The sequence below is a fragment of the Orrella sp. 11846 genome (assembly GCF_048820935.1).
Lineage (GTDB): Bacteria > Pseudomonadota > Gammaproteobacteria > Burkholderiales > Burkholderiaceae_B > Algicoccus.
In genome coordinates, this window is the sequence record NZ_JBMERD010000001.1 from 170,677 (window position 1) to 195,146 (window position 24,470).

At 49.2% G+C, this 24,470-nt stretch carries 18 protein-coding genes; 12 read left to right on the forward strand and 6 right to left on the reverse strand.

Annotated features, from left to right (window positions below):
* Nucleotides 1-47: 47 nt before the first annotated feature.
* Nucleotides 48-1,541, reverse strand: a complete 1,494-nt coding sequence (locus tag ACOI06_RS00835) for an MFS transporter (RefSeq protein ID WP_420660540.1) — start codon at nt 1,539-1,541, stop codon at nt 48-50.
* 397 nt (nt 1,542-1,938) lie between these two features.
* On the opposite strand from ACOI06_RS00835, the gene ACOI06_RS00840 reads away from it, so the two are divergent.
* The 6 genes from ACOI06_RS00840 (at nt 1,939) to ACOI06_RS00865 (ending at nt 8,511) form a co-directional block, all read left to right on the forward strand.
* On the forward strand, nt 1,939-3,126 hold the full coding sequence (locus ACOI06_RS00840) for an ABC transporter substrate-binding protein (protein ID WP_420660541.1): 1,188 nt from the start codon (nt 1,939-1,941) through the stop codon (nt 3,124-3,126).
* Nucleotides 3,127-3,222: 96 nt separating this feature from the next.
* Nucleotides 3,223-4,098, forward strand: coding sequence for a branched-chain amino acid ABC transporter permease (locus tag ACOI06_RS00845; RefSeq protein ID WP_420660542.1), 876 nt, complete (start codon nt 3,223-3,225; stop codon nt 4,096-4,098).
* A 3-nt stretch (nt 4,099-4,101) separates the two neighbouring features.
* On the forward strand, nt 4,102-5,061 hold the full coding sequence (locus tag ACOI06_RS00850) for a branched-chain amino acid ABC transporter permease (RefSeq protein WP_420660544.1): 960 nt from the start codon (nt 4,102-4,104) through the stop codon (nt 5,059-5,061).
* 3 nt (nt 5,062-5,064) lie between these two features.
* Nucleotides 5,065-5,793, forward strand: coding sequence for an ABC transporter ATP-binding protein (locus tag ACOI06_RS00855; protein WP_420660545.1), 729 nt, complete (start codon nt 5,065-5,067; stop codon nt 5,791-5,793).
* Nucleotides 5,777-6,475 (forward strand): ABC transporter ATP-binding protein, encoded by a 699-nt coding sequence (locus tag ACOI06_RS00860; RefSeq protein ID WP_420660546.1) that lies wholly within the window; start codon nt 5,777-5,779, stop codon nt 6,473-6,475. Before ACOI06_RS00855 ends, ACOI06_RS00860 begins: the two co-directional genes overlap by 17 nt.
* A gap of 140 nt (nt 6,476-6,615) precedes the next feature.
* Complete coding sequence (locus ACOI06_RS00865; RefSeq protein ID WP_420660547.1) at nt 6,616-8,511, forward strand: SLC13 family permease; 1,896 nt, start codon at nt 6,616-6,618, stop codon at nt 8,509-8,511.
* A gap of 84 nt (nt 8,512-8,595) precedes the next feature.
* On the opposite strand, the gene ACOI06_RS00870 is transcribed toward ACOI06_RS00865, so the two are convergent.
* Nucleotides 8,596-9,528 (reverse strand): 2-hydroxyacid dehydrogenase, encoded by a 933-nt coding sequence (locus tag ACOI06_RS00870; RefSeq protein ID WP_420660548.1) that lies wholly within the window; start codon nt 9,526-9,528, stop codon nt 8,596-8,598.
* A 202-nt stretch (nt 9,529-9,730) separates the two neighbouring features.
* Between ACOI06_RS00870 and ACOI06_RS00875 the strand changes: the two genes are divergently transcribed.
* Nucleotides 9,731-10,993, forward strand: coding sequence for a metallophosphoesterase (locus ACOI06_RS00875; protein WP_420660549.1), 1,263 nt, complete (start codon nt 9,731-9,733; stop codon nt 10,991-10,993).
* Between the two features lie 68 nt (nt 10,994-11,061).
* On the opposite strand, the gene ACOI06_RS00880 is transcribed toward ACOI06_RS00875, so the two are convergent.
* The 3 genes from ACOI06_RS00880 to ACOI06_RS00890 are packed head-to-tail and all read right to left on the reverse strand — an operon-like array spanning nt 11,062 to nt 13,784.
* Nucleotides 11,062-12,339 (reverse strand): TRAP transporter large permease, encoded by a 1,278-nt coding sequence (locus tag ACOI06_RS00880; protein WP_420660550.1) that lies wholly within the window; start codon nt 12,337-12,339, stop codon nt 11,062-11,064.
* 12 nt (nt 12,340-12,351) lie between these two features.
* On the reverse strand, nt 12,352-12,840 hold the full coding sequence (locus tag ACOI06_RS00885) for a TRAP transporter small permease (protein WP_420660551.1): 489 nt from the start codon (nt 12,838-12,840) through the stop codon (nt 12,352-12,354).
* Nucleotides 12,841-12,845: 5 nt separating this feature from the next.
* A complete protein-coding gene (locus ACOI06_RS00890) occupies nt 12,846-13,784 on the reverse strand; it encodes a TRAP transporter substrate-binding protein (RefSeq protein WP_420660720.1) in 939 nt (312 codons plus the stop codon).
* A gap of 397 nt (nt 13,785-14,181) precedes the next feature.
* Between ACOI06_RS00890 and ACOI06_RS00895 the strand changes: the two genes are divergently transcribed.
* Nucleotides 14,182-14,949 (forward strand): class I SAM-dependent methyltransferase, encoded by a 768-nt coding sequence (locus ACOI06_RS00895; RefSeq protein WP_420660552.1) that lies wholly within the window; start codon nt 14,182-14,184, stop codon nt 14,947-14,949.
* An 84-nt stretch (nt 14,950-15,033) separates the two neighbouring features.
* Here ACOI06_RS00895 and ACOI06_RS00900 read toward each other — a convergent pair whose 3' ends face one another.
* A complete protein-coding gene (locus ACOI06_RS00900) occupies nt 15,034-16,743 on the reverse strand; it encodes a sulfate adenylyltransferase (RefSeq protein ID WP_420660554.1) in 1,710 nt (569 codons plus the stop codon).
* Between the two features lie 299 nt (nt 16,744-17,042).
* On the opposite strand from ACOI06_RS00900, the gene ACOI06_RS00905 reads away from it, so the two are divergent.
* The 4 genes from ACOI06_RS00905 to ACOI06_RS00920 all read left to right on the forward strand — a co-directional run bounded on the left by ACOI06_RS00905 (nt 17,043) and on the right by ACOI06_RS00920 (nt 24,250).
* On the forward strand, nt 17,043-19,049 hold the full coding sequence (locus tag ACOI06_RS00905) for an acyl CoA:acetate/3-ketoacid CoA transferase (RefSeq protein ID WP_420660556.1): 2,007 nt from the start codon (nt 17,043-17,045) through the stop codon (nt 19,047-19,049).
* Between the two features lie 137 nt (nt 19,050-19,186).
* Nucleotides 19,187-19,969 carry a sulfate reduction electron transfer complex DsrMKJOP subunit DsrO gene (gene dsrO / locus ACOI06_RS00910; protein WP_420660557.1) on the forward strand — a complete coding sequence of 261 codons (783 nt, stop codon included), beginning with the start codon at nt 19,187-19,189 and terminating at the stop codon, nt 19,967-19,969.
* 39 nt (nt 19,970-20,008) lie between these two features.
* The gene (gene nrfD, locus ACOI06_RS00915; protein WP_420660558.1) at nt 20,009-21,058 is read left to right on the forward strand and encodes an NrfD/PsrC family molybdoenzyme membrane anchor subunit; all 1,050 of its coding nucleotides are present in this window, start codon (nt 20,009-20,011) and stop codon (nt 21,056-21,058) included.
* An 18-nt stretch (nt 21,059-21,076) separates the two neighbouring features.
* Entirely contained in the window at nt 21,077-24,250 is a 3,174-nt protein-coding gene (locus ACOI06_RS00920; protein WP_420660559.1) for a molybdopterin dinucleotide binding domain-containing protein, read from the forward strand.
* The last annotated feature ends 220 nt before the right edge of the window (nt 24,251-24,470 follow it).

Genomic DNA, 24,470 nt, shown 5'->3' on the forward strand with positions numbered 1-24,470 from the left:
TTCTTAGATTCACCGACTCACAGAGTTTTTGCCGATTTTGTGACGCACTAAAGATTGCTCAGACCGGTCTTTTCTCGTCCTTTCAAGTCCTGCACTGCAACCCAAAGCGCAATGGTAATGACGGTCGCTATGATCAGCAAACCCACAACCATGGACACAGTCCAATCATAGTGCGACAAGCTGAAAAAGACAGCGGCCGTGATTAAAGCGATCCCCACGGACGTCCCCATGCGCTGCCCCGTTTGTAAGATGGCACCGGAACTGCCCGCATATTCCAAGGGGACTTCAGACAAAGTCAGTGCTTGGTTTGGACTGATGGTCGCCCCCTGCCCGATCCCAAAGACCCCAAGGGTCAATAAAAGCCACCAAACACTCAAACCATGTGTTGTGTTCAGAATCACCACAGCAATGGTCATGGCCAGACCCAGTAACGCAATGGCCAGCCCACCAATCACAATCTTGCGACCCATGCGGGCAACCCGATCCCCTGCCCAGTGGGCTGAATAGGCCGAAATTAAAGCCGAAGGCACACCCACCAGACCGGACAGGAAAGCTGACCAGCCATGCCCTTCTTGCACGTAAAGAGCGACAAGCACCCAAATACTGGTCATGCCAAAGAAATAGAGTGTCATGATGACAACCCCGTTTCGAAAGCTCGGAGTGACAAATAAAGACAGATCCACCATGGGGCTATGTCCCTGACGTTTGTAGCGTTGTTCCCAACGCACCCAGGCATACACTAGATAAAACCCAACAAACAGCAAAACCCAAAACCAGGCAGAACGTCCGGATTCCACAAATGGAAACAGAATTGCTAAAACGGCCAATGCCAGTAGCAACGATCCTACAGGATCCAACATGTACCACCAAGGGGCTCCAAAATGACGCTGTGCGACAGTCCGGCGAATCAATGGGCGTGGGAACCAGCGCCAACCGAGAATAAAGGTCATCAAACCGATCGGCACATTCACCAGAAAGGTTAAGCGCCAGCCTAAGTCCATGCCACCCAGTTTAATGAGTAAGCCACCCATGACTGGGCCGATAGCCACGGACAAACCCACTGTCGTCCCAAAATAGCCAAAAGCTTTACCGCGCTCAGCACCTCGGAAATATTGTTGAATCATGCCCATCCCTTGCGGACTGAGCAATCCAGAACCCACGCCTTGTAAAAAGCGCGCTGCAATCAACCAGTCCCCGCTAGGGGCAAGCCCGGCAGCAACTGAAGAAAGCGTAAAAATGGCCACACCAATCAGAAATAAACCCCCACGACCCAGAATGTCCCCTGCTCGACCTGCGGCGACCAGTACCACCCCAAAAGTCAGTGCATAACCAGATAAGACCCATTGAATTTCTGAGTGGCTGGTGTCTAACGATAAGCGGATAGACGGCAGCGCCACATTCACAATACTGACACCGACCAGCGACATAAACATGGCCACCAGTAAAACAAACAACACGCGCCAGCGTACAGCGCTGTCTAAGCCACTGTCGAATTCAGTTTCTGAATTCATGGGTGTCGTGGCAATTTCTTGGGCAGACATGCAACTCCTTTAATCGATCTCGACAAGCTGGGTTGTGTTGTCCTTCAGAATGTACGCTTGAGTCAGGCTCTCTCAACACAGAAGGATTAGACGTAGACAATTGTCCAGTATAAAGCGTGGCACCCTAAACCGAGTAGTTGTCCTAGGTAATGCAACGTATTCAAGCGTTCAATGAATGCGTCTTGTGTGCTCTCTCTTTTAGACCGTCATTTATTCTAAAAAATATCTCTGATTGTGCTGTCTGAAACTGTCTGCCCTGTGATTCGAAGCTTTTTACTCACGTGAGTAAGGTTGTCCAGTATAGTGAGCAAAAGTCCGTAGAGACTGATTAAAAGTCCGTAGAGACTGATTATAAAACTGACAGAGTTGTCATGTGTTTAATAACGAGGAGACTGGTATGTTGAAGAAAAAGCATGTACTTGCATTGAGTGTCTTAACGACAAGCTTGGCATTTTGTATGCCTGGTTATGCAAAGGACTCCGTTAAGATTGGTGCTGTTTTGCCGATGACAGGCAATGCAGCGGTGTTTGGTGAGAAGTTTCAAGCAGCGTATGGCATGGCTGTCGATGAAATTAATGCAGCGGGTGGCATTAACGGTAAAAAACTTGAGTTGATTATTGAGGATTCTCAAGAAAAACCGGCTATGGGCAAAACCGCCACTGAGAAACTCGTTTCAAATTCAGACATTATGGTCTTGACGGGTGGTCGCTCGTCGGGTGTGACGCTGGTTGAAGCACAGGTTGCAGAAGAAAACCAGACACCCTATCTGATTGACCATGGCTCAAGTGACTTGGCGACACGCTCGGGCTATGAGTATGTGTTTCGGATGAACCCAACCGCTGGCATGTACCCCAACACCCTTAAAGAGTATTTCAAAGACAACAAACCCAAAACAGTTGTTCACGTCAACGTCGATAACGCGTATGGCGAGGCAATCTACGATTACGCCCTCAAGGACTATATGAAAGATGAGGGTATCAACTACGAAGTCATCAAGTACGCGGGTGGCCAGCTCGACTTGAAACCCATCATGGTGAAAGCCAAAAGCTTTAATCCCGATATCGTCATTATGACTGCCGGGGATGACAACGATGCCACACAGTTGATGAAGGCCGCACAAGAAGCTGATTTGTCACCAGAACTCTTTGTGGGCACGGGTGCAGGCCACTCCATCATGGGTTTTGCAACCCAGGCGGGTGATTTGTCTGAAACAGTGTTGACCGCAGGACCTTGGCATGGTGATCGCAGTCAAGAGAAATTCCAAGCTTTTCATAAGAATTTCACGGATAAATATAAACATGAACCCGGTGAACATGAAGTTGAAGGTTATGCCGCCATCTATGTCTTGGCTGATGCGCTGAGTCGAGCCAATCCCATGACACGCGATGGGGTACGTGACGCATTGTCTAAAACGGATTTGTTGACCGTCTTTGGTCCAGTGAAGTTTGAAGCATTTGATGGGTATACCAATCAAAACCGGGCGCTCACAGACTTGTCGCAATGGATCGACGGCAAGATGGTGACGGTCTATCCGAAAGATCAGGCACAAGCCGAGATCGTTAAATTCCCGGGCTGGAAGCGTTAATCACAAACCACTGCGCAAGTACCCCACGGTATTTGCGCAGATTCGCTTCATCACGTTTCTTCGATCATTGCCTGACTGATCTATGGACGGACTATCATGATTCAGACTTTTTTTGATGGACTCATGATTGGCGGAGTCTACGCCATCATTGCGTTGGGGCTGACACTCATTTTTGGTGTGATGCGCGTGATTAACATGGCGCACGGTGAGTTCGTCATGATCGGCATGTTTATCAGTTACTTTCTATTTCAAACAGCGGGTTTTGATCCGTTTGTCAGCATCTTTATCACTGCACCAGTCTGTTATCTGATCGGGTATTACCTCTACAAGTTTTTTGTTGAAAAAGTTCGCGAAGGTGGCGAAGAAAATACATTACTGCTCACAGCCGGGGCCAGTATCTTGCTGGTGAACGTTGCTGCCCTGCCCTTGTTTGTGGGTCCTAACTTTTTGCGTCTGACTGGATCTGGGCTTTATTGGCAAAACCGAATCTGGCATATCTTTGGAATCACTTTTAATGCGTCGTTACTGGTAGGCTTTTTTGTCACGATCATCTTGATCTTCTTACTGAATCTGCTGCTAAGACGTACTGACTTGGGACTGGCCATGCGTGCGGCTGCTCAAAACCCACAGGCTGCACAAATCGTTGGCATTAACGTTTCTGTTATTTCAGGCATTACGTTTGGTTTAGGGGCTGTGTTTGCAGGTGTTGCCGGTGGTGTGCTCTCAACCACCTACCCGATTTATGCCGCCATTGGACCTCTCTTCTTAGTTAAAGCTTTCATCATTGTGGTGCTTGGCGGGATGGGCAGTATCCCAGGGGCTGCGATTGGTGGCTTGGTGCTTGGTTTAGTCGAAAGCTTTGGGGCGACCTACATTGATGGCGGCACCGCTTACCGCGATGTGTTCGGTCTGGTGCTGTTCTTAATTGTGTTGCTCTACAGACCCCAAGGTTTGTTTGGTAAAGGAGCGTAAACCATGAAAACTTGGATACCCTCCTTAATCGTTGCCGCGCTTTTAGCTTGGATTATTCCGGCGGTTGCGAACATTCATATTTATTCAATCGTCATCACCATTCTGATCTGGATCATGCTGGGTCAGGCTTGGAACCTATTGGGTGGTTTTACCGGACAGGTTTCTTTTGGGCATGCCATGTTTTTAGGCGTAGGGGCCTATACGTCCATGTTGCTGGTGAATAGTTTGCAGCTGGATATGGCATTGACCTTGCTGCTCAGCGGTTTGCTGGCTGGGCTTTTCTCCTTGGTGGTTGGCTTTTTTCTGTTTCGCCTTAAAGGTCCCTACTTTGCCTTAGGGACACTGGCATTTGCTGAAATTGTGCACATTGTTGCTCGCAACTTAAAAGGAGTCACTAACGGGGGCGAAGGCATTTTGCTCGTTAAAAGACCGACATTTTTTGGGATTCAGATCTTCACAAAAATGGAGTATTTCTTTGTCGCATTACTGCTGACCACGCTGGTTTGCTTGTTTTGTTATTTCCTAATGCGCTCTAAAACGGGATACACCTTTATTGCGATTCGGGAAGATCAGGAGTCTGCCGAAGCCATGGGGATGAACTCCAGCCTTGTCAAAAGCAAAGCACTTTTTATCAGTGCGTTTCTGGCTGGACTCGCAGGTGGTTTTTACGGTTTATATAACAAGTTCATTGATCCTGACATGACGTTTACCGTGCCATTATCTGCAGAAATGATCTTTGTGACCGTGATTGGTGGGATTGGGACTATTTTGGGGCCCATTTTAGGTTCAACCTTGCTGATTGCTTTACAAGAATATCTGAAGACAGTGCATTTCTTGCAGGCATTTCCTTCACTTTATCTAATCGTCTACGGCCTACTGATTATGCTGGTGATTGTGTACTTACCGGGCGGCATGGTTCAGGGATTGCGTCAATTGCGTGATCGCATCACGAGAAGGAGTTAAACGATGGCGATTCTTCAAGTCAATGGTTTAACGAAACGTTTTGGTGGTGTGACCGCAGTCAGCGATGTGTCATTCAGTGTAGAAGAAGGTCGCATTCTGGCACTGATTGGCCCCAACGGAGCTGGTAAAACGACTTGCTTTAATATGATTGCCGGAGCTTTTGCGCCCACTGAAGGTCAAGTACATTTCAAAGGCAAGGATGTCACCAATTTCAAATCGTATCAGCTCAATGCGCTTGGGATGGCACGCACCTTTCAGGTCGTCAAGCCCATGGCAAAATTATCGGTTTTTGAAAACTTGATGGTCGCTTGTTTGGCAAAAAGCCGAAATATTCGCCAAGCACGCCAAAAAGCGCAAGTCGTCCTTGAGCGCACTCACCTTGAGAATCTGGCTGAGCATCTTGCTGGTCAATTGTCGATCGGCAACTTAAAGCGGCTTGAAGTGGCTCGTGCGCTAGCGACTGAGCCAGACCTTTTGCTTATGGACGAGCCCATGGGCGGATTGACACCGCCCGAAGTGACGCAAGCGATTGAACTGATTAAAAGCATCAGAGATCAAGGCGTGACGATTGTCCTGATTGAACACATTATGAAAGCTGTAACGGCCGTCGCAGACGACATTGTCGTTTTATGTAATGGTGAAATCATTGCCAATGGCAAGCCTGATGTGGTGCTGAAAAATCACGCTGTGATTAAAGCCTATCTGGGAGAAGGTTATGTTGCGAGTCACTGACCTCAACTGTTTTTATGGACAGGCTCAGGCTGTCTGGGATGTGTCTTTTAACGTGAAGGCAGGTGAAATCGTCACCATCATTGGCGCCAATGGTGCAGGTAAAACGACGATTCTGAAATCTATCGTCAGTCTAGTGAAAAAAACAGGTCAAATTCACTTCGATGGTCAGGATATTTCTCAGAATGCGGCACACCAAATGGCTGCTAAAGGCGTTGCCTACGTGCCCGAAGGTCGTCAAATTTTCCCGGCCATGACGGTACGAGAAAATCTGATTGTAGGGAGCTATAACAAACGAGCCAAAAGTCGGCGTTTCATCACACTGGACGAGGTGCTGGAAATATTCCCGAGTCTGCAAAAGCGTCTCTACACCATGGCCGGTAGCTTGTCTGGCGGTGAACAGCAGATGCTGGCGATTGGTCGGGCGATGATGGCGCAGCCCAGTGTTATGCTTTTAGATGAACCATCGCTAGGGATTTCGCCGATTCTGACTGAAGAAATCTTTGCGCAAATCGAACGCATGCGTGGACACATGAGCATTGTTCTGGTGGAGCAGCATGTTCAACATGCGTTGGCCATTTGCGATCGTGGCTATGTGGTGGAAAACGGTCGGATTATTCTGGAAGGCGATGGTGCCCAGTTGCGCGCCAATCCACAAGTTCAGGAAGCGTATTTGGGTATCTGATCGTTTGCGATTCCAATCATCTCATTATTTTTATGATGGTTTCGTCGTATAGTGCATTGCGTGCGCTCGGGTCAAACGAGTTTGCTTTTGATGAGAATTGAGCTCATCTAACTTCTCTACGAATCGTTCACTTCAATTTTATGACGCTTGAAATTGCACTTGTGTTGGCGATTGCGGCCGTTGCGATGGTGCTCTTTATCACCGAGCGACTGCGCATGGATATCGTCGCAATGCTCGTTCTTGTGAGCTTGTCTGCGCTCGACCTTATCAGTCCGACTGAAGCACTCAGTGGTTTTAGTAATCAGGCAACGATTACTGTGGCGGCGATGTTTATTCTTGCAGCAGGTCTGCAAAACACGGGTGCATTAAATGGTGTGGGCAAGCTTCTGAGTAAAAGCCGATCCCCCACGACTTTCTTGTTGCTGTTATTTGGTTTGTTGGCGTTGATTGCACCGTTTGTGAATAACACAGCGGTTGTGGCTGTCTTTATGCCAGTGGTGATTGCTGCAAGTTTACAGATCGGTTTGTCTCCGACTAAAACATTGATCCCTTTGTCGTATGTGTCACAGATGATTGGGGTCTGTACACTGATTGGTACCTCAACCAACCTCATTGTGAACGCTATGGCGCAGGATCTGGGCCACAAGGGTTTTACGATGTTTGAGTTTCTACCGTTAGGGGCGATCTGTGCATTGGCGGGCTGTTTTTATTTGCTGACCTTGGGTCGTTGGATTTTACCGGAACAAGGGCTAGTCGATGACAGCATGTTCCACGAATCTGGTCACTTTGTGACTGAAATGCGTATCCCTCAAAACAGTGCACTGATCGGCACATCCGTTGAGAAATCAAAACTGGCGCAAACCTACAAAGTCTATGTGTTGGAGCTATGGCGTAAAGACGAAAAACGTTGGGCTCCTAGAGCTGAAAAACTCAAAGAATCCGATACGTTATTGATTCGCGGTAAATGGGAAAACCTATATCGCTTGAAAGAGGAAATGGGGCTGTGCTTTAAATCAGAGCAAGAAGTCGATACCGAACAACCCGCCTCACCCGATGTCGTCTGGCCACAAAAGCCAACACAAGCGGTGCGTCAGGCACTTGAAGCGACCTCAGATCCAAGCACCCAGGAAGTCGACACAAAACCATCGTCGACCAGTGGAATTCCGGCAGCACCCAAAAACAAACGGGTTTTAGCCGAAGTCATGATTTCACCCAACTCACGTAATATCGGACAACGTTTAAGTGTCCTAGACCAACGCTTGAGCCGAGATGTATCTATTTTAGGGGTGCAGCGTCGTGGTCAAGTTTTACGCGAGTCCCTACAAAACACCGTTTTACATCTGGGTGATATTTTATTGGTGCTCTTGCCGCAATCGCATGTGGCGCAATTGCGTAAAAACCGGGATCTCATTCTTTTATCTGAACGCGATGAACCCTTAGGCCGCGGATGGCGCACGCCCTTCTCTTGGGTTGTGATGACGTTGGTGGTGGTTTTAGCGGCGCTGGATTGGCTTCCCATTGCTGTGTCTGCGCTGGCGGGTGCGATGGTCATGGTGATGACGCGTTGCGTGGAAACTGACGACATGTATGACGCGGTGGATTGGCGCATTCTATTTTTAATGGCTGGACTGTTACCGCTAGGGATTGCCATGAGTAACAGCGGTGCGGCTGGTTTCATCGTGGACAATACCGTGGGGTTAGTGAGCGACTTTGGACCTCATGTGGTTCTAGCCGTGTTGTATCTGATGGCTTTGCTGTTGGGGGAACTGATGAGTAACTCTGCAGCTGCAGTTTTGCTGACCCCCATTGGAATTTCAACAGCTCAGTATATGGGTGCAGATGCGACACCGTTTTTAGTGGCCATCACATTTTCTGCATCGACAAGCTTTTTAACGCCAGTTGGCTATCAAACCAACACCATGGTGTATGGAGCCGGTGGTTATCGGTTCTCAGATTTCATCAAAGTGGGTTTACCCTTGAATCTGATTTTCTGGGTATTGGGGGTGATTTTTATTCCAATGTTCTGGGCGTTTTAAACTTCTAAGCAATTGGCACTGAAACCCCAAGCCGTAGTCGCAGGGTATTAAGAATTGGGCTTCAGTGCCCCGATTATCTTTTTATCAATAACCAGTCTGAAGGTTGACGCGTCCGCTGACCGTTTCACCACGTGACCATGCACGGATCTTGTCTGAAATCTGAGCCACCGTCTGATCTCGTAAGCTCGCTGCCGCAATGTGCGGCGTGATGGTGACTTTGGGGTGCGTCCAGAATGGGTGCGCTGCTGGCAGCGGCTCTTCTGTAAAGACATCGAGCGTTGCGCCATCGATGTGGCCTGCGTCCATGAGCGCCAGCAAATCATCATCGACCAAGTGCTCTCCCCGTGCAACGTTAATCACGTAGGCATTGGGCAGCAGTTGCGACAGGGTCTCTTTGTTCAAGATGCCATGTGTTTCGGGTGTCAGTGGCAAAATATTGATCAGCACTCGGGTTTGCTTTAAAAACGCTTCAAACGTGTCAGAGCCCGCAAAACATTGAATGCCTGGGATGGATTTTTGTGAGCGAGACCAACCGGAGACGGGATATTCCAATGCGCTCAGAGTCTGAGCAACCCGCTCTCCCATAAGCCCAAGACCTAAAACGCCGATCGGCCAGCGGTGGCGTTGAATGGGTGCCATGGTTTTCCATTGCCCTTGGGCTTGAAGTGCCCGATAATCCGCAAAACGACGTGATGCGTCTAAAACGGCATGCGCGCAGTACTCAGCCATTTGAACGGACATTCCAGCGTCTTCTAAACGGTAGATTTCGATTCCATCGTGCAAACCGGGTAGTTTTAGGATGCCATCGACACCAGCACCGAGATTAAAGATCGCCTTTAAATTAGGTTCTCGCGACAACAAAGTGGCGTCCGGGCGCCAAACTATGGCCAGCTCTGCACCTGTGGTTTCGTTGGTCTCATTCCAGGACAAAATTTCAGTGTCTGGCAAAGCAGTCTGTAACAAACTAATCCACGAGTCATCACTTGAACCAGCATTCGATGCAAAAAGAATTTTCATCAATCAAACTCTCACATTAAAGAATTGACAAGGACAAAACAAATCGTCATCTAGATGCACTTCACCACACCTACACGCTTCTGGCAAGCATATCAAGAGTTCAAGCCTGAATTATGGCTAGTTTCAAGGAACTTCAAGTACAGTTGGAAGTCAGACAGAACGATTGTCGTTTAACTACAGTTCTATTACTCGGTCGCTATACATGTCAACACCACCCGAATCAGATAACCCTTCCAGCTCTAAAAAACCATTGGCCGATCACGCATTGATGGCTAAGGGCACGGGTGCGTGGCTGCACATCATTCGGTTTTTGCAAACCATTCTACTCGTTCTGCTGGTAGGCCATCTCTATACGCTCTGGCGTCTTTGGTCAGTCGCGGGTAGTACGCTTGGTCATATCAGTCTGGCGGTGTTTTTATTAATCGTCTATGTACTGATCATCGGTGGCTTTATAGCTAGACTCACCAAGGAAACAGCTTGGACTCGTGCGATTTCATGGGCTGGGTATTTGTTATTGGGGTTTTTCTCATGGCTGTTCGTCTTAACAGTCATTCGAGATGGCACTTTGATGGCGCTTTGGGCGACTGCCATGTTGAGAGGCGAAATCCTCTTTTATTACACGCCCTTTCTTTGGTTGGATGATTATCGCTTCTGGAGTGCGGTCGCTGTTTTGACGATCAGTGTGCTGGCTACAGGTTTGGGGCTTATCAACGTCAGTCGCCGACCGGCGGTTGTGCGTGTACAAGTTCCCATTGACAACTTGCCACAGGCGTTTGCAGGCTATACGTTTGCCCAAATTACGGATTTACATGTGGGACCCACAATTCGTGAAGGCTTTGTGACAAAAGTGGTTGAGCTCACCAACTCCCTTAAAGCTGACAGCATTGTCCTGACAGGTGATTTAGTTGATGGTACGGTCGCTGCTCTTCAGTCGCACACCGCTCTGTTGGGCGACTTAAAAGCCCAGGATGGTGTGTATGTCATCACGGGCAATCACGAATATTACTCAGGTGCAGGTTCTTGGATTCAAGAGTATGAACGTCTGGGTTTGCACGTTCTACAAAATACGCATGTCACGATTACCCGCCAGGAAGACATCATGATTCTGGCAGGTGTGAATGATCCAGTGTCTGAACGCTTTGATCCGCAGCACGCATGTGATCCTGAAGCTGCATTACAAAACACACCTGACGATGCTGCGGTACGTGTTCTTTTGGCTCATCAGCCTCGTACTATGACCCAAGCACAGCCGTTGGGGTTTGATCTGCAACTTTCAGGCCATACGCATGGTGGACAATTCTGGCCGTGGATGTACTTTGTGCCAATCGAGCAGCCTTTGGTATCCGGCCTGCATCGCTATAAAAATATGTGGGTTTACGTCAGTTGCGGCACAGGCTACTGGGGTCCACCTATGCGTTTGGGTGCACCGGCAGAAATCACCTTGATCACGCTAGTCCCTGCTTAGTCAGACTCGTTCGCAGGGACTTTATGTTTTTTAATTGTTTTCTGGTTTTTGAACGATCGTCAGTCGCTCTAGCGATACACAAGATCGCGTAAATATAGTGACAAATCAGGCCAGTAAGTAATAGCCATTAAACACAGTAGCGTGACAGTGATAAAGGGAATTAATGGTTTCACCATGTTTTCAAGTGGAACTTTGGCCACTTGGCTGGCTGCAAAGAGATTGACGCCAAATGGTGGTGTGACCATACCCAGTGCCAGATTCACAACCATAATTAAACCAAAATGAACTGGATCCACACCAAACTGAATGGCCACAGGTAAAAGTAACGGGGCCAGTACGACGATCGAGGCGGACGTTTCAATAAACATGCCAATCAACAGCAACGCTGCATTCACGCCTAACAGGAACGTCACTTGATCTGAGAATACGCTGGTTAACCATTGACCCAGTGCCATCGGCACACCGGCGCGATTCAGTAAGAAACCAAAGACTCCCGCATTGGCCATGATGAACATAATGACGGCAGTCGATACAACAGAGCGGTGAAAGGTTTTTGAAAGCTGCTTAAAGGTCAGCTTTTTGTAGACAAACCGTCCCACAATCAAAGCGTAGACAACGGCCACGGCGGAGGCTTCTGTGGGCGTAAAAACACCACCATAAATACCACCTAGAATAATGACAGGCATCAAGAGCGCCAACCACGCTTGGCGCAAAGCGGCCCAGATGCTTAGTCGATTTAAACCGTCTTGATGACCCAGATCATGGCGTCTGGCATAAAGCCAGACGTAAGCCATTAAAGCCACTGCAATGAGAATTCCGGGACCAATTCCTGCGATAAAAATCTCACCCACCGAGGTGTCTGTCGAGACGGCGTACAGAATCATTGGCACCGAAGGTGGCACAATAACCCCTAATTCAGCAGAAGTCGCTTGTAATGAGGCAGCAAATGGTGCGGGGTAACCATGCTTGACCATGGAGGGAATTAAGATGGCACCTACCGCAAACGTAGTTGCCACACTAGAACCTGCCACTGCCGCAAAAATCATACAAGTCAGCACGCAAGAGATGGCTAAACCACCACGAATACCGCCCACAAGGCTTTTGGCGAACTCCACAAGACGGTCTGAGATACCGCCCGCCTCCATCAAGTTACCCGCCAAAATGAAAAATGGCACAGCCATCAATGGATATTTATCCAGTGATGCATAAAGTTGCTGGGCAATCACGAGCCAAGGCAGGCGTGTCTCCATGCCAATGCCCAGCATACTGGCCAGACCGATAGAAACAGCCACCGGAACCGTGAGTCCAAAGAACAACAACATGGTCAAAACCATTAACTGCGACATGATGTGTCCTCGTTACTCAGACTCTGAGCTTTGTGCGCGTCTGCCACCGCGTGCCCAGTGAAATAGAACTGCGATGAGCGACAGACAGGCGCCAACCGGAATCGAGAGATAGACCCAGGAGATCGAAACACCTAAGGTCGGCATGGTTTGAAATCGAACCCGCCAGGTCATCGAGATGCTTAACCAAAGTAAAAATGCCAGAAATGCGACCACAATGAGCGTCACTAAATGTTCAAGCAAACGACCATAACCATACTTGTCTAGTTTGCTGTGTAAGTAATCAACCCCTAGCATTGCACCTTGGCGAAATGCCAGTGACAATCCCAGCATCACGACCCAAATAATGGATGCACGTGTCCAAGCTTCTGACCAGGCTGTCGGCGATTGAAGGATGAATCGTGAGACAACCTGATAGAAACCCGCCCCGACCGCTGACCAGAGTAGTATCTGGGCCAGCCATGAAACAGTTCTGAATAAATAGCGATCAAGGCTTGCAAGCATATTGATTACTTCGCTTTGCGGATGGATTCGATGAGTTCTTGACCGAACTGATCGTAATACTGTGGATACACAGGCTGTACAGCGGCTTCAAACGCAGCATAATCCACATCGTTGACTTTCATGCCATTGGCTTTGAGGGTCTCCAGACCTTCTTTTTCCACTTGATCCACGTAGGCACGCATGGCTTTAGAAGCGGCTTTGCCTGCTTCAGCAAAACCTGCTTTGTCTTCAGCAGACAGGCTATCGTAAACGGCGGGTGACATTAACACCAGTGCAGGTGCATAGACGTGGCCGGTCATGGACAGGTAGGGTTGAAGTTGCCACATTTTGGTGGACACAATCACAGATAAGGGGTTTTCTTGCCCATCAATTGTGCCTTGCTGTAATGCGGTTGAGACTTCAGGCCAAGCCATAGGCGTGGCCAACACATCCAATTCACGGAATGCTTTCAAATGGATAGGGTTTTCTGTGATGCGGATTTTCAAACCCTTGATATCGTCTGGGTTTTCAACAGGACGCTTGCTGTTGGTCAGGTGACGAAAACCTTGCTCACCCCAAGCCAATGCAACCAAACCATGCTCAGGGAATTTCTCCAACATGCCTTGTCCGATCTCACCATCGAGCACACCGCGGGCATGATCCAAATCTGCAAACAGGAATGGAATGTCCAGTGCACCGGTTTGAGGCACAAAGTTTAGTGTGGCGCCAGTTGACACAATGGCAACGTCCACGGTACCGAGTTGCAAGCCTTCGATAACTTCACGCTCACCACCCAGGGCACTATTAGGAAACTCTTCAATCACAAAATCTTTGTTGTTTGCACCCAGGCTTTCAACAAATGCTTTTGCACCCGCACCGTAGTGCGAATCTTTCGATAAGGCATACGCCATTTTTAATGGGGTTTGTGCCATTGCAGGCGCAAATGCCATTGCACCTGCCACCATGGCAGCCGAGAACCAACCCAGCACATGATTCTTTTTCACAAAACAACTCCTGTTCTCTGTATTTAAAGTCTTTACGTTTTCTGAACTCATCGGGTCGTCGCATCGGCGAGTGCATCCGCAATGAACCAGTGAGTTTAACCACATTATGGTAGCGCATCTCGATGGATTGCTCTGAAAGAACTGAAAGTCAAGTCCCAAATTTGCTGTGATTTCGTTTCCTTTCAGTTGGCTGACACGTTGTAGGCCATCAGGCTGCTGAAACAATGTTGTTTGTTGATCTAAAAAGTGGGTCAACATCACTATTGCTCACAGACGTCAGAACAGTGCTATCTTGAAGGGATGAATTTCGCACCTCTGAGAAACGTCTTCAATTTGCCTTGCAGGAGAGTACCCGCCCATGTATAGAGATCTGATTGATGATCTGGATGGTTTCCAGATCGAGCCCGCGGTGATGCTCGATGTCCCCTTTGTGCCCACAGACGATGCGGTGATTAAAGCCATTCTGAAGCTTGGCGAGATACATCGCGACGACGTGATCTATGACTTGGGTGCGGGCGATGGGCGTATTTTGATTGAGGCGGCCCGGCGTTTTCTGGCTCAAGGGGTGGGGATTGAACTGGATCCCTTGCGGATTGCCGATGGCATGGAAGATGCGGCGCATGCTCGTGTCGAACACATGGTCGATTTCATTGAAGAAAGCTTTTTTGATGCAGATATTTCACCAGCCACAGTTGTTATCTTGTATTTGTTGGAGTCGGTGAATCTGGAATTGCGTCCTCACCTACTTAAAACACTGAAACCGGGGACGCGTGTGCTTTCGCACGCGTTTGACATGGGAGACTGGGAGCCCGATGAACATCTGGAGATGGGCTGTGTCAACTTGTATAAATGGGTGATTCCGGCTCAGATTGCGGGTCAATGGGCTTGGGAATGTGTGGATGATCGTTTATTCGAAATTGAATTGACGCAAACCTTTCAAAAAGTACAAGGTCAAGCTTGGTGTGAAGGCAAACCTGTAGAGCTGAATGGACTAGCGCTTGTTGGCAACACGCTTGAATTACAAGTGCGCCCGAGCGTAGATAGTGACAGCGCCATCACACAAAACCACCAGTTCACCTTATATTTTGAGTCCGGTGAACTGGTGAGTGTTGAGCAGTCTGAATAAGCGTTCCGAATTGCTCCTTGACTAATTTTCGCTTGTAGAGTCTTTGATGAATGACTCTACGCGTGTTCATTCACTGGCCTAGGCTTATTCCTCATCGGCCCCACGATAGCGTTTGTAAGGCAATGGATTCCATGCGCGTTCTTGCATTCGTTCGCGCGTGAGTTCTTTCGGAATATCCTGCAGCAATGATTTAGCGGCTTCAAGCTCTCTTTGTGCTTCTGCTTTATCCTGATAAAGGAATTCATCGGAGGCGGTATCGAGCGCTTGATCCACTTTCTCTTCAAGGTCGCTGATGATGCGTTCTTGCTGATTGCGTAGTGCGCGGCGGGCTTCCTGAATCCAAGACGGTTGAATGCTGCGATTGTGATCCAGCACTCGGTTGTACTCTTCGTAAATCTCCGTATAGATTTCATTGGCGTGACTACGTGCATCGAGTGTGGCCACTTCGAGGTCGCGCACACAGAGCTGATCATCTGTGAGTGGCACACTGCGTTCTATACCGCCCAGACGGGTGTACTTCTTGTAATACGGATACATGCCGTTGATGATTTTGGCAACGGGTTGGATGGACTCACCAGAAGCATCTACCCCTTTGGGCTGAATCCCCTGCATTCCGGCCAGAATCGATTCTGGACGAACCACTTCTTTGGGCGGTGTGATGCCATGGCGCAGCATTTCACGAATACCGGTGCCGGAGATGACCAAGCGATAGCGCTCATCATGTGGGCAGGTCTCAGTCGTTGCGTGGCAGTTACAACGTGTGCAATAGAACACTTCGTGAAATAGCCGGATATCAATGCCAAGTTCATCGGGTGTGAACTCATCAAAAATCGAATGGCTGGCGTACTTGTCATAGAAGCTGCCAATGCCGGCGTGGTCTCGACCAATTAACGCGTGTGTGCAGCCGTAGTTTTTCATGATCAAAGCATGTAAAACAGCTTCACGGGGTCCCGCAAAAATATACGTGACTCGCAGTGGCGAGAGCATGGCGCGCTCTTTGGGATAGTAAGTTTCCAGCACGTTGCGATAAGCAAGGACACGGTATTCGTGGCGCACGTATTCACGTTTGGCCATCTCCACCAAGGGCTGTAGGAATAAACCGTCGACTTGCTCTAAGGCATTGCGGTGAATGTATTCGTGTCCACGGTGCATGGGGTTGGCACCGGTGATAAACCCAGCCACAGAACGATATTTTCGCTCTTCATAAAACATGTGCCAAGTGTCTTTAGGCTCTTGACGTAGCTTCTCAAATGGACCCCAGTCCACTCGCTTGAGTAAATGCAAGGTGCCACCTAGTGACACATCACCCATACGACGGTAGACGGAATCCACACCGGGGTGATTGCGGTCTGTGGTTCCAAATAGCTTTTGCGAGCGCTCTCCTTTGTCATAGTCAAACAGATCTTCAATGTCCAGAATGGCGACGGGCTCATTGTCGTAGTCTGTCAAAGCAACCTGATCGCCGACTTTTAACTGTTTGATGATTTCTTGGTTGCGATTGCCAATCGGCGCAAAGCTCAACGGGACGGGCCAAACCGTGCCATCGGCCAGACGGCCATTGCTCAGAACAGACTTATAGTCGTTTTCTTTCATGAACCCAGTGATTGGTGAAAGCACACCGGTTGCGATCATTTCAATGGTAATGACCGCTTCCAGATCCACACGAATGCTGGGCAATGTGCGTGCGCGCTCAATTTCTCCGCGCACCTTGTCTGCAGGTACGACTTGATTGACGAGTTTTCCACCGTGTGGCTTTTGTGGATAGCGGTCAAAATTCAGATTGGTATGTCCCATTTTGTCTCCATTGGGGTCACGTTAAAACAGTGTCTGTCTATCTAGACAGAGGATATTTGTTGATTGTCTTTTTCAGACAATATCATTTATAAGTATTCTTGAGGAACTGCTTTTTGCGATTTCAGTCATTTTATTTTGCCCGTATTAAAGCAATTTGTCTGATTTTTGTCATGTCTTGACTGTCGCTCGTGTCGCCTATTGCGTCAGCAGGTCGATGTCAGCAGATACACTATCAGACACATCACAATGAATTTGCATCACGAATTCTTAGAATAACGCCAAAGTAGGAGTAGGCAGACATGGAGAACCATCCAGTGCGGGAAATGCTGGCATCTTTACAAAACAGTGAACGTGGCAAAGTCGTGTCTGCGCAAGAAGCCGTGCGTTTGATTCGTGATGGCGACACGATTGCCACAGGTGGTTTTGTGGGGATCGGTTTTGCGGAAGAGCTTGCGATTGCTTTAGAGCAACGCTTCTTAGGTGAAGATCCCAGTGCCCCGATGGGTGCTGGACATCCTCGCGATCTCACGCTGGTGTATGCCGCAGGTCAAGGTGACGGTCAGTCACGCGGATTGAACCATTTTGGTCATCCGGGCCTAGTCAAACGAGTCATTGGCGGTCACTGGGGACTTGTGCCCTCTTTACAAAAACTAGCCATCAATAATGAAATTGAGGCCTATAACTTGCCGCAAGGCGTCATCAGTCAGCTATTTCGGGACATCGCAGCCGGTCGTCCAGGACATTTATCCAAAGTCGGATTAGGCACATTTGTCGATCCTGAGCATGGGGGTGGCAAACTCAATGCCCGCACGACTGAAGATCTGGTGCGTCGCATAGAGATTGATGGTGATGAGCATTTGTTTTTTAAGAGCTTTCCAATTCACATCGGTATTATCCGCGCGACCACGGCTGATCCCAATGGCAACCTCACCATGGAAAAAGAAGCGCTCACGCTGGAGGCGCTCGCCATTGCCATGGCAGTACGTAACTCAGGTGGTCTAGTGTTGGCGCAGGTCGAGCGCATTGCTGACTATCATTCACTACATCCCCGTCAGGTCAAAGTTCCAGGCATTCTGGTGGATTGTGTGATTAAAGCGCAACCACAAAACCATTGGCAGACGTTTGCCGAACCCTATAGCCCAGCTTTCAGCGCTGAAATTCGCACACCTGGCAGCTCTATTGAACCCATGCCCATGAGCCCGCGCAAGATCATCGCGCGTCGTGCATCGCTAGAGTTACCAGTCAACGCCGTGGTCAATCTGGGCATTGGTATGCCCGAAGGCATTGCCAATGTGGCAGCCGAAGAAAAAATCATTGATTTAATCACCCTCACAGCTGAGCCCGGTGTGATTGGTGGGATTCCAGCCGGTGGGTTGAATTTTGGGGCAGCGGTCAATACACAAGCTGTTATCGATCAACCATATCAGTTCGACTTTTACGATGGCGGTGGACTCGACGTTGCATTTCTAGGGTTAGCGCAGGCTGATGCCCAAGGCAATCTGAATGTTAGTAAGTTTGGACCTCGTTTGGCGGGTGCGGGTGGTTTTATTAATATCAGTCAAAATTCGCAATCCGTCGTCTTTTTGGGCACATTTCACGCCAAAGGCGCAGAAGTTGAAATTGAAGATGGAAGAATCCAGATCCGCAAAGAAGGCCAAGGTGTGAAGTTTGTGACTGAAGTCGAACATCGCACATTCAGTGGTCATCACGCCATGATTCGTGGGCAGCGCGTTTTATATATCACCGAACGTTGTGTATTTGAGCTCACAGACGAAGGGATGGCGCTGATCGAAGTGGCTCCCGGGATTGATCTTGAGCGTGACATTTTGTCGCAAATGGATTTTAAGCCCGTCATGAAGCAAACACCGAAGACCATGGATGCACGAATTTTTGATGTACAACCCATGCAGCTACGCCATCAGCTTCTGAGTAAGCCGCTCAAGGATCGGTTTATCTTTGATGATAAGCAAAACATTTTCTTTATTAACTTTGAAGGTTTGGCGGTTCATACCCCTGAAGACGTCATGGCTATTGATCAGACCGTTCGTTCTATTTTAAAACCGCTCAACCGAACTGTGCCTGCGATTGTGAACTATGACACTTTCACGATTGCACCTGCGGTTCTGGATGCCTACTCAGAAATGGTCGAAGCGCTCATGCGCGACCACTACACGCACGTCACACGGTACACCACGAGTTCCTTCTTGAGGGCAAAGTTGGGCGATGCACTCGAACAGCGTGGGGTGGCACCGTACATTTATGAAAGTAGTCAACAAGCCAGCCAACATCTTAAAAATAATCCATAACAACACTCACTAAAACGAACATTAACTGACATTTAGTTGATGTTCGTCAAACATACCCATTCTGATGGCGTGATAATTTATGAATAAAAACCCTATACTGATTGAGGTTATCGATCGATCAGTTGGAGAGTTTTTACATGGTCAAGTGTGCGTCACCCACAGATGGGCAGGTGGATTCTGGCAAACGCGGCTTTTTACGCAAAATGGCTGCTGTAGGTGCTGGTACCACCGTTATTCCAATTATTCCTGTTGCTGCTGAAGCTTCAACACAACCCGCTCGCCGTCCAGGCATGCCGGGTGTGCGTTATGGGATGGTTATTGACGTTCGTAAATGCATTGGTTGTCAGGCCTGTACGGTGAGCTGTTCGATTGAGAACGCACCACCCATTGGTCAGTTCCGCACAACAGTTTTGCAATACGAGGTTGATTTTGCGGCGGACAACAATCCCGCCATGTTCAGCCTCCCTCGCCTTTGTAACCATTGCGAAAACCCACCCTGTGTTCCAGTGTGCCCTGTTCAAGCAACCTTCCAGCGTGAAGATGGCATTGTGCTGGTGGACAACGAACGTTGCGTGGGCTGTGGCTACTGTGTTCAGGCCTGCCCGTACGATGCACGTTTCATCAACCATGAGACGCAGACGGCTGACAAATGCACGTTCTGTGAGCATCGTTTAGAAGCGGGTCTCTTGCCTGCGTGCGTTGAAACTTGTGTTGGTGGTGCACGTGTCTCTGGCAACCTCCTCGATCCAGACAGTGAAGTCTCTCGTCTGATTGAACAAAACCGCGATGACATCAAGGTGCTTAAACCTGATCAAGGTACGGCCCCTCACGTCTTCTACATTGGTTTGCCCGATGAGTTTATCGATGGCATTGATGGCCAAGCTAGTGTTCGTTTATTGGCTGAAGAAGACAACTTCTAAGTGTTATCTGGGAACCGAGCCTGATTCTGGAGTAATTTTATGCAAATCATTGAAATTCTCACCCCTTCGTATGAAGTGGCGTGGCTGCCGTGGGCGGTTCAGTACTTTTTTCTGATCGGTATTGCCACGACGACCGCGCTCACCGCAAGTTTTGTAGGGTTTTCTGGGAGCCAAAGCGCCCGCGCATTGATGCCAGCACTGATTGTTGTGCTGGTGGTGAGTGCTGTTGCCGCCCCCGTTTCCTTGTTGGCTGACTTACACCAACCTGCGCGCTTCTGGCACTTTTATGCCCATCCGACACCTTGGTCGTGGATGTCATTAGGTGCTTTCTTGTTGCCCGTTTTTGTGGGCTTGTCGCTGCTGTTTTGTTTTTTGTGGTGGCTAGGTAAAACAGGACTGCAAAAGCTGGTTGGCGTGCTGTTAATTTTGTCGTCAATTTCTATCTTGGTTTACACCGGCATGGAAGTGATGGTCATTAAGTCACGTCCTTTGTGGAATACGCCCTTCTTACCTATTAACTTTGCTTTGACCGGTTGGTTAGCCAGCTTGGGTGCCACCTTGCTGATTGCACGCTGGATCCCTGGTTATGGCGTGCGTGCATTGCCCGCCACTTTGATCAAGCGTTTACTCGTGGCCTCTGTGTCACTGCTGATCTTGTGCGCCTTTGTTTGGGTTGTCGCTGGCATGGCGGGTTTTGAGCCATCCTACGATGCCGCCATGTTCTTGTTTGCACAGTTTCCTGTCTGGCGTATTGGTCTGCTGGGTTCTGTGGTCACAGGTCTCATTGTCATGCTGTTGCTGGTTCGCCAGAATGAACGTGTGATTTGTGGATGGCAAGGTACTTTGCTGGCGCTGATTATCTTGGCAGCGGCCTGGATGTTTCGCTGGATTATCTTCATGGCGGTTCAGGGTGTACCGAAATACGGTGCAGGTCTCTACCTCTATTCCATGCCGTTGGGTAGTGATGGGCTGACTGGCATGCTCGGCATGCTTGGCCTGTGTATTGCACTGATTGCCATTGTGACCGCACTACTCGCTTATTTTCCGGCCAAATCAACAACTGGCCGCTCACCGTTCGCCCATGGCTAAATATTTGTAAGGATCACCATGAGTCAGAAACGTACAACGAATGATTTACCTGTGGATACGACACAGGAGAACGCTCCAGAAAAACCGTCACGCCGCAGCTTGTTTCTGCGCGGCGGGGCTGCAGCCGGTGGACTGGCTGTTTTTGGGGCTGGTTATAAAGACACCTTAGTTAAAGGTGCTAAAGGACTGGTCGATGGCACCTCAGGCGTGCCCACAGCCAGCGCAACACGCGGCAACTCGCTGCAAACTGAATATCACATCGACCCAAAAACAGGTGAAATCGAAGTGCCTGGTAACCAGGTTGTGGCAATGTCTAGCTGCTTAGGTTGCTGGACACAGTGTGGTGTGCGCGTACGCGTCAATACCGATGAGAACAAGATTATGCGCATCGTCGGTAACCCCTATCACCCATTGGCAACCACCAACCCCTTCCCCATGAAAGACCCAGTGCGCACCGTACTGAGTCGTTTGGGTGCAGAGTCCGGCCTTGAAGGCCGTGCGACGGCCTGTGCACGAGGCAACGCCATGCTCGAGCAGCACTCCAATCCGAATCGTGTGCTTCAACCACTCAAACGCGTGGGGCCACGTGGTTCAGGCAAATGGGAAACCATTTCCTTTGAACAGTTGATCGAAGAAGTCTGTGAAGGTGGCGACCTCTTTGGTGAGGGCCATGTCGATGGTTTGCGTGCCGTGCGTGATACACAAACACCAATCGATCCCAATAACCCAGAATACGGTCCACGCTCGAACCAGCTGCTTGTCACCGATTCAGCCAACGAAGGCCGTACAGGTTTAGTGCGACGCTTTACTGGGCCAGCCTTTGGTTCAGTAAACTTCAGTAACCACGGTTCGTACTGTGGTCAGTCTTTCCGTGTAGGCGCAGGTGCGCTCTATGATGACTTAGTCGGTCAGCCACACGGTAAACCCGACTGGGATAATGCCCTCTTTGGTTTGTTCTTAGGCACGGCACCTGCGCAATCAGGTAACCCCTTTCAGCGCCAAGGTCGTCAATTGGCCCAAGCGCGTACACGTCAAGAAAACGCTTTCCGCTACGTGGTGGTCTCCCCAATTCTGCCAACATCTTCGAGCTTTGCCGCAGGTTCCGGTAACCGTTGGGTGCCCGTGAAGTCAGGCACTGACTTATCCTTAGCGCTGGCCATCATCCGCTGGATCATTGATGAAGAACGCTATAACGAAGAAGCGCTTGCACTGCCTAGCTTAGAAGCGATGCAAGCTGTCAATGCAGCCTCATGGAGTAACGCCAGCCATTTGGTGATTGCCGATCCAGATCATCCACGGTTTGGTAGTTTCTTGCGCGGTACCGACATGGGCTGGGAAAAAGCTGAAGACAAACCCGATCCCGCCGTGGTTCTGCTTAAGTCCGGTGAATTGTCACCCAACAATGTGACTGAGCCAGCCCAGGTGATGGTTGAGCAAATGCTGGCTGTCCCCGGATTTGATGGTCAAGAAGTGCTGGTGCGTTCTTCCTTAGCCATGTTGCGTGACGCCGTACATCAAAAAACACTTGCAGAATATGCCGAGTTGTGTGGCGTGCCAGTGGCTGAAATCGAGAACATCGGTCGCGAATTCACCAGTTACGGTACTAAAGCAGCAGCCGATGCACACGGTGGTACGATGAATGGCTCTGGTTTTTATACCGCCTACGCCATTGTGATGCTCAATGCCTTGATTGGTAACTTAAACGTTAGTGGTGGTTTGATTCTGGATGCAGGTCCTTTTGGACCCTTCGGAAAAGGCCCCAAGTACAACTTTGCTGATTTTGAAGGCAAGGTTGCACCCAAAGGTTTGGGGCTGTCACGTCATCGTATGCGCTATGAGAAATCGAGTGAATACAAACGCAAAGTCGAGAGTGGACAAAACCCCTACCCTGCTAAAGCACCTTGGTATCCTGCACCAGGCGCATTGAGTAGCGAAATGCTGGCTTCCGGCATGGAAGGTTATCCCTATCCTGTGAAGATTTGGATTAACTGTGCCAGTAACCCTGTGTACTCCATTGCAGGCTTTAAAAACATGGCGTTAGATCGTTTGCGTGACCCTAAAGTCGTGCCACTGATCATTGCCGTCAATCCGTTTATTAACGAAACCGGTGCTTATTCCGATTACATCGTGCCCGATACCGTCACCTATGAAAGCTGGGGGATTGGCGCACCTTGGGCTGACGTCATTGCCAAAGCATCGACGATTCGGACACCCGCTGTGAAACCACGTGTGGAACACACAGCCGATGGTCAACCCATTAATCTGGAAAGCTTCTTTATTCAGTGTGCGCTGAAACTTGGTTTACCCGGTTTTGGGAAAGGCGTCCTCAAAGACACCAAGGGTGGTGTGCATGACTTGCTGACCGCAGAAGATTTCTATCTGCGCGGTGCAGCCAATATCGCTTTCTTTGGTGGCAATCCTGTGGATCCCGCCAGTGAGGATGATATGAAGCTCACGGGGATCGATCGCTATACCGATCTCATGAAAACCCGCCTGAAAGACGATGAGTATTATCAAGTTGCCATGCTCATGACACGCGGTGGTCGTTTTGATGACGTCGACAAAGCGTGGGATGGCGATCAACTCAAAGCGCGTTACACCAAACCTATGCAGTTCTGGAACGAAGAACTCAGTGGCATGCGTCACAGTATGACAGGTGAACGTCTGAATGGTTGCCCAACTTGGTACCCTACTCGCTTGGCAGATGGACAAGCCATGCGTGACCGATTCCCAGAATCAGATTGGCCGTTCCTGATGACGTCTTACAAGTCCAACTTGATGAGTTCGATGTCGATTGGTGCATCCCGTCTGCGTCAGGTTCACCCGCACAACCCGATTTCTGTGAACCGTACTGATGCACAGCGGGCTGGTATCCGAAATGGTGACCGCATCCGTGTGGTCAGTCCAGGCGGACATATTGATGGCGTGGCCATGGTGCGTGATGGTGTGATTGCTGGCACGATTGCCGTTGAACATGGCTATGGCCATACTCAGCTCGGTGCGAGTAACGTGACCATTGACAATGAAACCCGTCCTGGTAACCGTGCACTGGCTGCCGGTGTCAACATCAATGACCTCGGATTTGCAGATCCCACGCGTGAAGATGTGCGTAACGTCTGGATTGACTGGGTGTCTGGTGGTGTTGTGCGCCAAGGTTTTCCAGCCCGTCTGGAGAAAATTGTCGCAGCCTGAGTCTTAACCACTTAGAGATCGGCAATTAAAAAGCCCGATGATCAAAAACTCAGTCAAATGGGTTTCGGTCATCGGGCTTTTGCTTTGTCGTTCAACTATATGGTTCACACAGAAACTGAGACATCATTTGGTCTGTTCTACGATTTACATTCATTTCGCGATAAAGGACATTAAATGGCACATTTCACGAATCATGGCACATTTCACGAATCAATTGCAG

Bases quoted from the DNA above. Each gene is read 5' to 3' on its own strand.
- ACOI06_RS00835 (WP_420660540.1), bottom strand. From the start codon at position 1,541: ATGTCTGCCCAAGAAATTGCCACGACACCCATGAATTCAGAAACTGAA.
- ACOI06_RS00850 (WP_420660544.1), top strand. From the start codon at position 4,102: ATGAAAACTTGGATACCCTCCTTAATCGTTGCCGCGCTTTTAGCTTGG.
- ACOI06_RS00840 (WP_420660541.1), top strand. From the start codon at position 1,939: ATGTTGAAGAAAAAGCATGTACTTGCATTGAGTGTCTTAACGACAAGC.
- ACOI06_RS00845 (WP_420660542.1), top strand. From the start codon at position 3,223: ATGATTCAGACTTTTTTTGATGGACTCATGATTGGCGGAGTCTACGCC.
- ACOI06_RS00860 (WP_420660546.1), top strand. From the start codon at position 5,777: ATGTTGCGAGTCACTGACCTCAACTGTTTTTATGGACAGGCTCAGGCT.
- ACOI06_RS00875 (WP_420660549.1), top strand. From the start codon at position 9,731: ATGTCAACACCACCCGAATCAGATAACCCTTCCAGCTCTAAAAAACCA.
- ACOI06_RS00895 (WP_420660552.1), top strand. From the start codon at position 14,182: ATGTATAGAGATCTGATTGATGATCTGGATGGTTTCCAGATCGAGCCC.
- ACOI06_RS00855 (WP_420660545.1), top strand. From the start codon at position 5,065: ATGGCGATTCTTCAAGTCAATGGTTTAACGAAACGTTTTGGTGGTGTG.
- ACOI06_RS00890 (WP_420660720.1), bottom strand. From the start codon at position 13,784: ATGGTGGCAGGTGCAATGGCATTTGCGCCTGCAATGGCACAAACCCCA.
- nrfD (WP_420660558.1), top strand. From the start codon at position 20,009: ATGCAAATCATTGAAATTCTCACCCCTTCGTATGAAGTGGCGTGGCTG.
- ACOI06_RS00905 (WP_420660556.1), top strand. From the start codon at position 17,043: ATGGAGAACCATCCAGTGCGGGAAATGCTGGCATCTTTACAAAACAGT.
- dsrO (WP_420660557.1), top strand. From the start codon at position 19,187: ATGGTCAAGTGTGCGTCACCCACAGATGGGCAGGTGGATTCTGGCAAA.
- ACOI06_RS00885 (WP_420660551.1), bottom strand. From the start codon at position 12,840: ATGCTTGCAAGCCTTGATCGCTATTTATTCAGAACTGTTTCATGGCTG.
- ACOI06_RS00870 (WP_420660548.1), bottom strand. From the start codon at position 9,528: ATGAAAATTCTTTTTGCATCGAATGCTGGTTCAAGTGATGACTCGTGG.
- ACOI06_RS00880 (WP_420660550.1), bottom strand. From the start codon at position 12,339: ATGTCGCAGTTAATGGTTTTGACCATGTTGTTGTTCTTTGGACTCACG.
- ACOI06_RS00920 (WP_420660559.1), top strand. From the start codon at position 21,077: ATGAGTCAGAAACGTACAACGAATGATTTACCTGTGGATACGACACAG.
- ACOI06_RS00900 (WP_420660554.1), bottom strand. From the start codon at position 16,743: ATGGGACATACCAATCTGAATTTTGACCGCTATCCACAAAAGCCACAC.
- ACOI06_RS00865 (WP_420660547.1), top strand. From the start codon at position 6,616: ATGACGCTTGAAATTGCACTTGTGTTGGCGATTGCGGCCGTTGCGATG.